We start from the raw sequence: 13,111 nt of genomic DNA, 5'->3' as shown, positions 1-13,111 counted from the left end.
AAGACGGGGCGTCTATTTGTAATCTGTGCCCAGCGCCAAGGCAGCGCGGCGCGCAGCCAGCCAGGTTTCCTTGAGTTCGGCTGCGCGCTCATCAGCTACTTTAAGCAAAGATTCCAGCTCGCTCGTTTCGACATCGGGGGCGTTAACCCGTGCATTGAGTCGGCGAAGAAAACGCTGCGCTCCATGCATCTCATAGTGAAAGGCCTCGATGGAGGGGTTTGTGCAGTCGACGTCGACAAGCGCTGGGCGGTGCAGTGTGCGATCTGCCAACGCATCTGAATCCTCGCTCGTGGCGAAGGTCGTGTAATCCTGGATGACATCGGTGATGTCCTCGACCGTTAAGGCGATGGAGGCACGGAGGGCCGCGTGCTCCGAGGCGTCTGGGCGGGCGCCGGCAATAAGCCACAGCGCTCCGCACACAAGAACGGCAAGGATGACTCCCGGCAGCTTCAGCGTCACTACCAACACCACGGCCGTGACCGCAGCGAGGAGCAGAGCAAGCCTGCGACGCTGAGATGCGGAAAAATTCATGGCAACAACTTTACGGCATTAGTTCTCTCGGTGGCTTAGTGGCCGCCGCAGCCACAGCCGCCGGAACCGCAGCCGCAGCCGCCCTCGCCACCACAGCCGCCAGTCGGCATCGCAATCGACGCAGTCAGCATCGCCGTGCCCGCCAGTACAGAATCCTTGGCCGGAAGTTCGCCAAAGCTCTCGGGGAGACACAGGTCAAACGGGAATACACCATCCATGACCAAGTGCATAAAGCGCTGTCCGGTGAGCTGGTTGTGGCGCCACTCTGATTCCATGACTCGCGCAGCAAAAGTACAACCTGGGGTAGGGGCGGCAGCTCCCGAACCAGAAGCGACAATCTGTGCGCCCTCGGATTCAAAGGCGGCGGGGTAGGAGCCCTTCTCGGACTCGTAGGCCTCTGCGGTTTCAAAGTGCGTGACGTCGAGACCCATCGCGGTGAGCTCAATCTGTTGCCACTGCTGCGTGTCTTCGTCGACAAGCAGCGGTCCCTGGGCCAAGTTGGCGGTGGCCTGCGCCAGGACGGTGCCGAAAGGATCGATGATGTCGAGGTAGGCGAGGACGTCATTGATCATGGAAACGTGCGCAAAGCCCTGGGTGACGGAGTCGAAACCAATGAAGGTGGCGAAAGGCTCGACCGCCAAAATGTTGAGCTGCGCGCCGGAAGCATCCGCAAACTGGATAAGCTGCCCGCCGCGCACCTCGCCGGTCACTGCTAGCTGATTCGTGGAGATTGCGGCCTCCACTGCGTCCTGCCAGCGCTCGTAGTTCAGGCCAATGGCCTGCATCTCTGGGTGGGTCTTCTCGTTGACGGTCATGTCCACTATTGTATCCGCCGCGAGGAGGAGTCAAAAATAGCCTTGAGAAGCTAACTCACCTCAGTCTTCGCACTCACGCAATTCCCGTTTTGGCACGTCGACGTGCAAGAATAGGGAGCATATGACGAAACAAACCCATGATGAACTCCTCGCGCAGGCCTTTGGCGAGCCTGCCCCCGCGCCGCAGGATCCGACGATTGGTGACTTGGACCTTGCCGAGCGCAATGCCTTCCGCCGTGTGACGCGGGAGACCACCATCCGTGCCGAAGACACTACTGACGGCTACGAGGTGGAATACCGAAAGCTCCGTCTGGAGCAAGTAATCCTCGTTGGTGTCTGGACGGAGGGAACCGTGGCCGAAGTGGAGGCCACGATGGCTGAGCTGGCGGCGCTGACAGAAACCGCTGGCGCCGAGGTGGTCGAGGCGCTCTACCAAAAACGTGAGAAGCCCGACCCAGGAACGTATATCGGCTCAGGCAAGGCCGCAGAACTTAAGGATATTGTGGCCGCTACCGGAGCGGATACCGTGGTCTGCGATGGTGAGCTTACCCCCGGCCAGCTCTCTGCTCTTGAGCGCGCTCTCAATACCAAGGTTATTGACCGCACTATGCTCATTTTGGATATCTTTGCGCAACATGCGAAGTCCAAGGAGGGTAAGGCACAAGTCTCCTTGGCACAGCTGGAATACCTCTACACGCACACGCGTGGTTGGGGTGGCAATCTTTCGCGCCAGGCAGGTGGCCGTGCCGGTTCCAACGGCGGTGTGGGCCTGCGTGGTCCTGGTGAAACCAAGATTGAGACGGACCGTCGCCGCATCCGTACCCAGATGGCGCTGCTGCGCAAAGAACTCAAGGCGATGAAGACCGCCCGTGAGGTCAAACGCGCGAAGCGCCAGCGCTCCACCGTTCCGCAAATCGCTATTGCCGGCTATACCAATGCTGGAAAGTCCTCCCTCATCAACGCGATGACGGGCGCAGGCGTGCTGGTTGAGGATGCCCTGTTCGCCACGCTGGATCCCACGACGCGCCGAGCCGAGCTTGCCGACGGCCGCCAGGTCGTCTTTACGGACACCGTCGGTTTCGTGCGCCACTTGCCGACGCAGCTGGTGGAAGCCTTCAAGTCCACGCTGGAAGAAGTTCTCGCCGCAGATCTCATGCTGCACGTGGTTGATGGGTCTGATCCATTCCCGCTCAAGCAGATCGAAGCGGTGAACCAAGTTATCTACGACATCGTGAAGGAAACTGGCGAGGAAGCCCCGCCGGAGATCATCGTTATCAACAAGATTGACCAGGCCGATCCACTTGTTCTGGCAGAGCTGCGCCACGTGCTCGATCGCGACAATGTGGTCTACGTGTCTGCGAAGACGGGCGAGGGCGTGGACGAGCTCACGGCACGCGTGGAGCTTTTCCTTAACTCCCGCGACGAGCACGTGCAGCTGCTTATCCCCTTTACTCGCGGTGACGTGGTGGCGCGCCTCCACGCGGAGGGTACCGTGCGCAGCGAGGAGTACTCGGGGGAGGGCACGCTTGTCGACGTCCGCCTCCCAGCTTCCGTCGCCGCCGAGCTAGCCGAGTTCCGCGTGGAGGATTCCGCTTAGGATTCGGCGCTCGGGTGGGCCATAATAAAGGCTCGTGAGTATCTTTTCCTGGGACGTCCATGGGGACGGAAAAACTATTAAACCGGGTGCGGTTGTCGCGCCCGAAGAACGCTTGAGCTGGGGCCGCACCATTGGCATCGGCATGCAGCATGTCGTGGCCATGTTTGGCGCGACGTTGCTTGTGCCCACGCTGACCGGTTTCCCGGTCAACACCACACTGCTCTTCTCTGGTCTGGGAACGATTCTGTTCCTCATTATCACGCGCAACCGCTTGCCCTCCTACCTGGGCTCGTCTTTTGCGTTCATTGCACCACTGACCGCCTCGCAGCAGTATGGAATCGGTGCGCAGGCCGGTTCGGTTCTCGTGACCGGCCTGGTTCTTGTGCTCATCGGTTTCGCTGTGAAGGCCGCTGGCCGCAAGGTACTTGACGCAGTCATGCCACCCGCGGTCACCGGCGCCATCGTGGCACTCATCGGCCTAAACCTGGCGCCTAACGCGGCCTCCAACTTCTCTAGCCAGCCTCTCGTGGCTACCGTGACCCTGGCGGTCATCATCTTGGCCACTGTGGCTGGCCGTGGTATGGTCTCGCGTCTGTCTATCCTCATCGGCGTTGTTGTGGGATGGGCCTTCGCGGCCGTCACCGGCAACCTGGGGGAGGGCGCCGTGGAATCTATCCGTGAGGCTGCCTGGATTGGCGTCCCGCAGTTCCACGCCCCAGAGTTCCATGTCTCCGCCATCCTGGCGGCGCTGCCGGTTCTCGTCGTCCTCATCGCTGAGAACGTCGGCCACGTCAAGGCCGTCTCCGAAATGACGAAGCGCGACCTCGACGATCTGGCCGGCGATGCCCTTATCGCTGACGGCCTCGCGACCTCCCTAGCTGGTGGCTTCGGTGGCTCCGGCACCACGACCTACGCTGAGAATATCGGCGTCATGGCTGCAACTCGTGTCTACTCCACGGCCGCGTATTGGGTTGCCGCTATCACCGCTATCGCGCTGGCTTTCATCCCGAAGTTTGGTGCGCTCATTTTCACCATCCCTACCGGCGTATTGGGTGGTGCCTGCCTAGTGCTCTACGGGCTCATCGGAATGCTCGGTGTGCGCATCTGGATGGACAACAAGGTCAACTTCAACAACCCTGTCAACCTCACCGCTGCGGCTGTGGCGCTCATTGCCGGCATTGGTAACCTCACTCTCGACGTTTTCGGTGTCACCTTGGAGGGCATCGCCTGGGGATCGGTGGGCATCATCGTGCTCTACCCGGTCATGAAGAAGCTCTATGAATCCGTTGGTGAGGGGCAAAACGCCAAGTACTAGCCACGACGCGTGCTGCCTCCGTGGGGCATGGGACCGGAGTAAAGGCACCACTTGGAGCCGCTTTCAGTTAAACCCCAGGTGAATCCGTGCAGGAAACTGCATAAGGTGCTTTTACTCCGGTCCTTTCCACTGAAGCTTCAGATTCGCAACGAAATCGTCGTTCAGCCAGACATCATCACTGCCGGGTCGAGCCTGTACGTAGTCAAGCAGCTCTCGCACCGTCTGCACATAGACCTCGTCTACAGTATGAGTCGGCCACGTGACGTTTTCGGGATGAGTGAAATCTGCCTTTCCAATTGGATAGTCTCCAGCTAGCTGATCGGCCCAGAGGAGTGAGGCAACTCCGTGATGGAGCGTATCGGTATCGAGGTCGCTGCGGAACCGGGTCAACGCTCCCATGACTTCGTAGCCCAGAAAGGCCAATCCTTGTTCGCGTTCAGTCTCAATTGCCAGCACGGTATCGATGGCCAGCTTGTGCCTAATGAGCGCGACGACGGTGAATTTCGGTTCTTTCCACATGCCCTCGTGCCGGTAATGATTCTCGGAAGCGGTAAAGCTATCCAAGCGCGGGGCTAAGCATTCCGCAATCAGCGCCAGATTCAGCGCTTCGATGCCGAAGTCTGAGGGCGTTATGGGCTGGTCGGTCATATCATTGACACTAACACAGCGGGTCACTTCCTCGAGCGCCGATGAAAAAGATGCAGAGTCCGAGACGCCCCAGAAAGGCGAAACAAAAAGCTCCCGCCACCCTCAACTGTGAGGGAAGCGGGAGCATGCGCTTCAAGCGACGAGGCGCTGTTTAGGAAGCGTCGAGGTCCTGCTCGATGAGGCCAGCAATCTTCTCAACAGCCTCTTCGTTGTCGGAAGTCACGGTAACCTCGTCACCCTGCTCGGCGCCGAGAGCCATAATCATCAGGGAAGAAGCAGCATCGGTCTCATCCTCATCCTCGTCACCAACGAGGGTCAGGAAGATGTCCTCATCAAACTCAGCAGCGGCATCAGCGATGATGGAAGCCGGACGTGCGTGTAGTCCGACGGAGGAACCAACCTTGACGGTCTTAGAAGCCATGATGATAGTCCTTTCGACTTAAAGATTTTTCGTGATTACAAGTGTACGCGCCTTCTGAGAAAGACGTCGCAGATTTATGCGGCAGCCTTGGCGGTTTCTGCCTTCGCAGCAGCCTCTTCGGCGGTCTTATTTGGCCAGAACTGCTTCATAGCGATGACAGCGATGGCCGCCACCACCACACCCGCGAGGATGGCCACGAAGTAAGCCCATGCAGGCTCGATTGCGAAGATGACGAAGATGCCGCCGTGCGGAGCGCGGGACATGACACCCAGCGCCATCGACAGTGCGCCGGTGACCGCACCGCCCAGCATCATGGACGGGATGACGCGAAGCGGGTCGGCGGCAGCGAACGGAATAGCACCTTCGGAGACGAAGGACAGGCCCAGCAGCCATGCGGATTTGCCGTTCTCCTGCTCCGCCGGGGTGAAGAGGTTCTTGCGCACGAAGGTAGCGATAGACAGTGCGATGGGGGCGACCATGCCGGAGGCCATGACAGCGGCCATGATCTTCATGGAAGCTTCGTCACCGGTGGACAGACCTGCGGTGGCGAAGAGGTAGGCGGCCTTGTTGACCGGGCCACCCAAGTCAGAGCACATCATGAGGCCAAGGATGATGCCCAGCAGCACAGCGGAGGAGCCGGACATGGAGGCCAGCCAGTTCTGCAAACCGTTCATGATGGCGGCCAACGGAGCACCGAGCAGCAGGTACATGAGCAGACCAGTAATCATTGTGGCAAGCAGTGGAATGATGACGACCGGCATGAGGGAGCCGATCCAGCGCGGGACCTTCCACTTGCCAATCCACATGGCAACGAAACCAGCGATAAGACCGGTGACCAGACCGCCGATGAAGCCGGCGCCCAAGGTGACGGCGATGGCGCCGCCGGCGAAGCCGGGCGCAATGCCTGGGCGTCCCGCCAGTGCGAAGGCAATATAGCCGGAGAGAGCCGCAACAATGAATCCCATCGCCGCTTGGCCGATAGCGAAGAGCACGGCGCCAAGGTAGAGGCCAAGGCCTGAGTGCTTGAACGTGATTGTTGCGCCGTCGACCACTACATCATGGCCAGGCAGGTTCGTCAGCGAGTAGTCGGTGGTGATGGCCTGCCATCCGTTGGCTACGTCGTAGCCACCAAGCAAGAAGCCCAGTGCCAGCAGAAGGCCGCCAGCGGCCACGAACGGCACCATGTAGGACACGCCGGTCATGATGGCTTGCTGGATGCGCTTGCCCCAGCCAAGACCCTCGCCTTCCTCTTGGGCGTTAGAGGAAGCTGCACCAGCAGTGCCCGAAACCTTGGGGGCGTTCGGGTTCTTCGAAGCAGCAATAGCTTCGTCGATCATGACGCCCGGCTCATTGATGGCGCGCTTGACTCCGGATTCGATGACCGGCTTACCTGCGAAGCGCTCGCGGTCGCGTACTCCGACGTCGGTGGCGAAAATGACGGCGTCAGCAGCCGCGATGATGTCAGCGGGCACAGCGGTGTTGTTGGAGGAACCCTGCGTCTCAACGGTGAGCTCGACATCATTGCGCTCTTCGGCGGTCTGGGTAAGGGCATCAGCAGCCATGTAGGTGTGTGCGATGCCGGTGGGGCAGGCCGTCACAGCCACGATGCGCGTCTTCGGCGAATCCTTGGAATCGCTGGCGGAGGCAGACTTGGAATCTGAAGCTGGGACGGCGGCAGCGCCTGCGGCTGCAGAAGTTGCTGCCGCAGCTTTCTTTTGTGGCTTTTCAGCGTTGACCACGTCGAGAACGAGCTTGACAATCTCGTCCTTGGTTTGTGCGTTGCGCAAAGCCTCAAGGAAGTCCTTCTTCACCAGCGCGCGGGCTAGCTTCGACAGGATCTTTAGGTGTGCCTTACCGCCGCCTTCTGGAGCGGCGATGAGGAAGACTAGCTGTGCGTCACCGTCGGGGCCGGAGAAGTCGACGCCACGAGAAAGTCGGGCAAAAGCTAGAGTTGGTTCGGTGACTGCTGCGGAACGGCAGTGCGGAATAGCGACGCCACCGGGAACACCTGTACCAGCCTTGGCCTCACGGGCAATGGCGGGCGCGGCGAGCTCGTCGACGCTGCTTGCTCGGCCGGTTTCGTGTACCAGCGTGGCGAGGTTAGTAATGACAGATTCGACGCTGTCACCGAAGTCGGCGTCGAGCGCCACGAGATCGGTGGTAATGAGATCGGATGCCATGTTTGTGCACTCCTAACAGGTGCTAGAGGGCGGACACTGCAGAAACTGCAGTCTGATCGATATCGAGTTCTTCTGGGGAAGGAAGTTGAGTTCCAGGCAGGGACGCGGCCGCCGAACCATAGGCAACTGCCTGACGCAGTGCCTCCTCGTAGGAGGAACCGTTGCGGCGTGCAAGGATGTAGCCAGACAGGGACGAGTCACCGGCACCCACTGTGGACTTCACTCTGATTGGCGGGGGAGTAGCGACCCATGCTTCATCTGCGGTGACGAGTACGGCGCCCGCCCCGCCGAGGGTGACGAGCACCTCAGGGATGCCGCGGCCGACAATGACTCGTGCGGATTCCACAACACCACTGAAGTCACCCTTTTCTGCGGTGGCTTCCAGCGCTTCACCATCGACTCCTGCAAGTTGGCCCAGCTCGAGACCATTGGGCTTAATGAGGTCAGGCGCAGCGGTGCTGAGGTTCTCTCCCAAGGCCACCATGGGTGCGTCGGAAGTGTCCACAGCGACGCGGAGCTCTGGGTTAGCGGAGCGGGCGACTGTAATCAGTTCGGTGTACCACTCGGTGGGGACTCCCTTCGGAAGAGAGCCGGCCATGACGAGCCACTCGGCCTGTGGCGCATACTCCTTCAGTGCAGCAGCGATAGCGTTGCGGTCCTCTGCCGTCAGTGTGGGGCCGGGGCCATTGAGCTTCGTCGTACGACCGTCAGGTTCCGTAAGGGTGGTATTGGTGCGAACAGCCCCGTCAATGGGCACTGCATGGACAGGGATTGAGTCTGCGGCCGTGAGAGCGAGGAAGTGATCGGACGCTGCCGCCGGCAACAGGGCAAGGCTGTCGACGCCTGCCAGTGTTACCGCGTGGGTCACGTTGACTCCCTTGCCACCTGCGACATGGGAGACTGATTCGGCGCGGTGAACGGCACCCGGACGCATGGATTCATTAAGAGAGATCGTGGCGTCGATACTGGGGTTGGGGGTCAAAGTAAGGATCATTCTGGAAAATCGTCCCCTTTCGCAGTGTGCGTATATTGGGCTCCAACACGCTTCGCGGCGATTCATGTCACGACGCGGGTTGCCCCAGTCAGCGGAAAATAGATGTTGCTTCTATTCCGATTGTTGTCCGATTGTGCCCGAATGTCAATAGGATCACTGTGGTTTTCGTTGCATTTTCATCCGACTTGTGATGATCTGGGGTAGAGAAAAAATCGTCTCCGTTAAGGAACTGAGTCATGGAAACCGCATCCCCATCCACTATTAAAGGAACCGGAGTTGTCGCCGGTGTTGCATATGCTGAGGCAGTGTGGGTTCGCCCCCGTCCAGAACTGCCCACGGCCGGTGAAACCATCGCGGAGGACAAGCGCGATGCTGAGTACGACCGTTTTCTGGAAGCCGTCGATGTCGTGGCCAGCCGCCTAGAGCAGCGAGCTGCTGGTGCCGAAGGTCAAGCTGCCGAGGTGCTCGGCGCCACGGCCGGCATGGTCAAGGACCGTGGCTGGCACAAGGCAGTGCGCAAGGGAATCCGTGGTGGCAAGAACGCCGAATACGCAACCGTGGGAGCCACGGACAAGTTTGTCACGATGTTCGAGGCTGCTGGCGGTGTGATGGCTGAGCGCACGACGGACTTGAAGGACGTACGTGACCGTGTGATTGCACAGTTGCGTGGTGAACAGGAACCGGGCCTGCCCATGGTTGAGGGAGAGGCGGTGCTGCTTGCCGACGACTTGGCACCCGCCGATACCGCTACTCTCGATACCTCCCATATCAAGGCTCTCGTCACTGAGCTCGGCGGTCCGACCAGCCACACGGCAATCATCGCTCGTCAGCTTGACATTCCCTGCATCGTGGCAGTTGGCGCAGATTTGCGCACCATTGAAGCTGGAACCCAGGTCTTTGTCGACGGTTCAGTAGGCACGGTCGCCTTGGGTGCTGACCGTGAAAGCTCTCTTCAGGCAGTGGAGGAATACCGCGAGAAGGCTGCACGCGTTGCTCAGTGGCGTGGCCCAGCGCAGACCAAGGATGGTCACCGTGTGCAGCTGCTCGCTAACGTTGCCGATGGCAATGCTGCACGTATTGCTTCGGATTCTCAGGCAGAAGGTATTGGTCTGTACCGCACAGAGCTCTCCTTCCTTTCCGCGAGCGAGGAGCCAACCGTCGACGAGCAGGCGCGAATCTACGGCAAGGTATTCAATGCCTTCCCCGATTCCAAGGTTGTTGTTCGTACACTCGATGCGGGCTCGGATAAGCCGATTTCATACGCCACCCTCGATTCTGAAGAGAATCCGGCACTGGGCGTGCGTGGTCTGCGCGTGGCTCGCGATAACGAGGCGCTGCTTACCCGCCAGCTTGATGCTATCGCGCAAGCTTCAGCCAATCGTGGTGAGGAGGCAACTACGTGGGTTATGGCTCCGATGGTCGCCACTGCTGTGGAGGCGAAGTGGTTTGCAGACCTGTGTCGTGAACGTGGGCTCACTGCTGGAGCCATGATTGAGGTTCCTGCAGCAGCTCTTATGGCAGACACCATCATGCCGCACTTGGACTTCGTGTCCATCGGTACGAATGACCTCACGCAGTACACGATGGCAGCAGACCGGCTGTCCCCGCAGCTGGCCTACCTGACCGACCCATGGCAGCCTGCTGTTCTGCGCCTTATTCAGCACACATGCGTGGTGGGACGTGACAACAACGTCCCGGTTGGTGTGTGTGGTGAGGCGGCAGCTGATCCGATGCTGGCCTGTGTTCTTACTGGTTTGGGTGTGACCTCGCTGTCGGCTGCATCGACTGCTGTCGCTGGCGTTGGAGCACAGCTGGCTGAACTTACCTTCGAGCAGTGCGAGAAGATGGCGGAAGCCGCCATCAATGCGGAGGGCCCAGCCGAGGCCCGTACGGCAGTTATTGCTCTGCTAGAGGAATTCTAAATACGCCCACCGTGCCTCTAACGTGATACGAAAATCCGCCCCAGCCCTTGACTATAAAAGAGAAGGGCTGGGGCGGATTCTTGCTGTCGCTAAATCGGAAGGTCGAGCCGAACCGATAGGCAAAAATTTCATGCCCCGGTGAGGCTCTTTATTTGTCCTTGGCGATGATGACGTCGATGTCGTGATCCTTGAGAGCCTCGATGAAGGTCTCAGGTGCAGCTGCATCGGTAATGACAACGTCGATGTCATTGAGTGAAGCAAAGCTGACCAGGTAGTCGTTACCCAACTTGGAAGAGTCGCAGAGAACAACGACTCGATGAGCGTTAGTCACGAATGCTGATTTGATCGCAGCTTCTTGAGAATCAGCAGTGGATAGACCATGGTCGATGGTCAATGCGTTGGTACCAATAAAAGCAACGTCGGCGCGCATAAGTGCCATAGTGCGAAGGGCCGTATCGCCAACGACGGCTTGAGTAATGGCACGAACGGTACCGCCGAGCAGCTGCACGTCAGAAACCCCATTGCTGGCTAGAGAAAGGGCAATGGGAAGACTATTAGAGACTATATTGAACTGTCCAGCAGAGAAGCGCTGCCCGATCAGGTCAGCGAGGGCGTTAGTCGTTGTGCCTGCGTCGAGGAAGATACTGCCGCCATCCGGTAGCTGATCAAGAGCAGCTCGTGCAATAGCCATCTTTGCGCCAGTTGCAGAGCGTTGGCGCGTGTCCAGAGTGAACTCTGCGGTCTGAAAGGACTGGGAGGCCACAGCGCCGCCGTGGACGCGGTGAACAACGCCTTCGCGGTCGAGGACAGCAAGGTCTCGGCGGATGGTTTCGGCTGTGACGTCGAACCGTTCAGAGAGTTCGGTGACGTTGACTCGACCTTCCACGGCGGTCAATGAGGCAATCTGGCGACGGCGCTCTTCGGCGTACATAGTTCCTCCCTTTGAGGGGCTCCATGGGGTTGGTCGCTGCGCCAAGTCGGAATGGAGTAATCCGCGAGGCGGCTTAGCGGACGGAGCAACACGCGTTGCTGTGATGTTCCCATTCTCCCATTGAGTGCGGGCAAAACGGAACTAAGCAAAGAGAACTACACATCAAAAAGGCTTAATTTCTTGCCTAAACTGGCTCTGTACAGCGAATTTGGGAATCTGTGATCTTGGCCGCTAAACGGGCATAAATCGGACATCTACACACACAAGGGGGTAGGAGAAAAGATAAAACCCGCTCGATATGTCCACATGGAGTGAGGCAAGAAGGGTAAATCGAGCGGGGTAATGATAGGTGGAGGAGAGGCGGGTGTGTGAGGGTTAGAGCTTGCGGAACACCGAGACAACCTTGCCCATAATTTCCGCCTCGTCACCTTTAATGGGTGAATATGCGTCGTTGTGCGGAAGGAGCCATACGCCAGAGGAGTCACGGTGAAACTCCTTGACGGTGGCCTCTTCGCCGTCGAGAAGAGCCGCTACAAATTCGCCCTCTTCCGCTACGGACTGGGAACGGATAATGACCCAATCGCCATTTAGGATTCCGGCATCTTGCATGGAGTCACCTACAACCTGCAACATGTAAAGTTCCCCATTTCCTACGATGTCATCCGGCATTGGGAAATAGGTGTCGATGTTTTCTTCCGCAGTTATGGGGGAACCTGCGGCGATGCGACCTACTACTGGGATGTATGTCGGCGCCGAAGCTTCCTCAGGAATATCTCCAGTTGCAAATTCGACGACGTTTTTGGTGGCGCCGGTCTTGCGGCCGGGTTTCTTGGAATCGTCAGCGTTAGGGAAGTGGCGAACATCGACGGCGCGGGGCTTGTTGGGATCGCGGCGCAGGAAACCCTTCTCTTCGAGTTGCTTGAGTTGGTAGGCCACAGAGGAGGTGGATTGAAGTCCGGTGGCATCACCAATCTCGCGAATGCTTGGCGGATAGCCACGCAGCATCACGGCATCGTGGATCACTTCGAGAATGCGGCGCTGGCGAGCGGACAGAGATTCGAGAGTGGGTTGGTCGCTCTTCTTTGCTTTGCGGGCCATGTTTTCTCCTGGCTGACTCGAGGGATGGCGGTAGGGGTGTTTCTAGGGTGACGTAAACGGGGTAGAGCATTTCGAATGCCTGTCTCCTTTCTAGCATGGAAAGAAAAAATGTTCGACAGTTGCCACGCAAATATGGACAAACTTTCGAGAGGGTGTTATAAATCGAACATACCAACTAAATCGAACGATTGCGCGATGGCGGTGTTCGAAGGTGTCGGAGCGGTTTTCTACACTGTAGTCATCATCGTCAGCGAATGATTGCACTCTGAAAGGTAAGAACATGGCTATCGTACTTAATACCCCGAACAAGCATGGCTTCTCTCGCAATGAGGGAAGGATTTCTCGTCCTGAAATTGTCCCGCCAGCAGCTGTGTGGGAGCCTGCGGTTGCACAGTTTGCGCCGCGCCGCTCGCTACAGACTTCGCCTAGTGTTCGAACTTTATCTCCACTAGATAGAACACAAGAGCGTGACGTTAGGCGCTCTCGCTATTGTGCTTCTAGCGTAAAGTCGGGCTCGAACCGCCGCTTAGGAAACTCGAACGTAGGTAACTATGTTCTTGGTGCAGTCTTCGGTGTTGCTGTATTCGTCGGAACCGTGTGGGGCGGGCTGAGCATCGACAGTGAGGTGTCGTCGGCACCGACAACATCGCCCGCTACAG

The 13,111-nt window shown here is 58.7% G+C and carries 11 protein-coding genes; 3 read left to right on the top strand and 8 right to left on the bottom strand.

Translation table 11 applies throughout. The features are described 5' to 3' along the window. Positions 1-12: 12 nt before the first annotated feature. Positions 13-531 (bottom strand): hypothetical protein, encoded by a 519-nt coding sequence (locus QP922_RS05820; protein ID WP_284808303.1) that lies wholly within the window; start codon positions 529-531, stop codon positions 13-15. Positions 532-566: 35 nt separating this feature from the next. Beyond that, entirely contained in the window at positions 567-1,346 is a 780-nt protein-coding gene (locus QP922_RS05815; protein WP_284808302.1) for a hypothetical protein, read from the bottom strand. A gap of 121 nt (positions 1,347-1,467) precedes the next feature. Between QP922_RS05815 and hflX the strand changes: the two genes are divergently transcribed. Together hflX and QP922_RS05805 are read left to right on the top strand one after the other, a co-directional pair. Beyond that, positions 1,468-2,943 (top strand): GTPase HflX, encoded by a 1,476-nt coding sequence (hflX, locus tag QP922_RS05810; protein WP_039675797.1) that lies wholly within the window; start codon positions 1,468-1,470, stop codon positions 2,941-2,943. A gap of 34 nt (positions 2,944-2,977) precedes the next feature. After that, positions 2,978-4,258, top strand: coding sequence for a uracil-xanthine permease family protein (locus QP922_RS05805; protein ID WP_284808300.1), 1,281 nt, complete (start codon positions 2,978-2,980; stop codon positions 4,256-4,258). A gap of 111 nt (positions 4,259-4,369) precedes the next feature. Here QP922_RS05805 and QP922_RS05800 read toward each other — a convergent pair whose 3' ends face one another. From QP922_RS05800 to pfkB, 4 genes are all read right to left on the bottom strand, one after another. Continuing rightward, positions 4,370-4,906 (bottom strand): hypothetical protein, encoded by a 537-nt coding sequence (locus tag QP922_RS05800; RefSeq protein WP_284808299.1) that lies wholly within the window; start codon positions 4,904-4,906, stop codon positions 4,370-4,372. A gap of 151 nt (positions 4,907-5,057) precedes the next feature. Then, on the bottom strand, positions 5,058-5,327 hold the full coding sequence (locus tag QP922_RS05795; RefSeq protein ID WP_239188490.1) for an HPr family phosphocarrier protein: 270 nt from the start codon (positions 5,325-5,327) through the stop codon (positions 5,058-5,060). Positions 5,328-5,401: 74 nt separating this feature from the next. Beyond that, positions 5,402-7,507 carry a PTS fructose transporter subunit IIABC gene (locus QP922_RS05790; RefSeq protein ID WP_284808297.1) on the bottom strand — a complete coding sequence of 702 codons (2,106 nt, stop codon included), beginning with the start codon at positions 7,505-7,507 and terminating at the stop codon, positions 5,402-5,404. 22 nt (positions 7,508-7,529) lie between these two features. After that, on the bottom strand, positions 7,530-8,501 hold the full coding sequence (gene pfkB / locus QP922_RS05785; RefSeq protein WP_284808296.1) for a 1-phosphofructokinase: 972 nt from the start codon (positions 8,499-8,501) through the stop codon (positions 7,530-7,532). A gap of 236 nt (positions 8,502-8,737) precedes the next feature. Here pfkB and ptsP point away from each other — a divergent pair, with 236 nt between their 5' ends. Next, on the top strand, positions 8,738-10,423 hold the full coding sequence (ptsP, locus tag QP922_RS05780) for a phosphoenolpyruvate--protein phosphotransferase (protein WP_284808295.1): 1,686 nt from the start codon (positions 8,738-8,740) through the stop codon (positions 10,421-10,423). Positions 10,424-10,571: 148 nt separating this feature from the next. On the opposite strand, the gene sugR is transcribed toward ptsP, so the two are convergent. Together sugR and lexA are read right to left on the bottom strand one after the other, a co-directional pair. Then, a complete protein-coding gene (sugR, locus tag QP922_RS05775; RefSeq protein ID WP_070672121.1) occupies positions 10,572-11,354 on the bottom strand; it encodes a transcriptional regulator SugR in 783 nt (260 codons plus the stop codon). Between the two features lie 375 nt (positions 11,355-11,729). Beyond that, positions 11,730-12,452, bottom strand: coding sequence for a transcriptional repressor LexA (gene lexA, locus QP922_RS05770; protein ID WP_070672119.1), 723 nt, complete (start codon positions 12,450-12,452; stop codon positions 11,730-11,732). Positions 12,453-13,111: the final 659 nt, after the last annotated feature.

The sequence above is a fragment of the Corynebacterium sp. MSK218 genome (genome assembly GCF_030232655.1).
Taxonomy (GTDB): domain Bacteria; phylum Actinomycetota; class Actinomycetes; order Mycobacteriales; family Mycobacteriaceae; genus Corynebacterium.
Note: the sequence above shows the minus strand (reverse complement) of the source record. Positions and strands in the feature narration are given on the sequence as shown.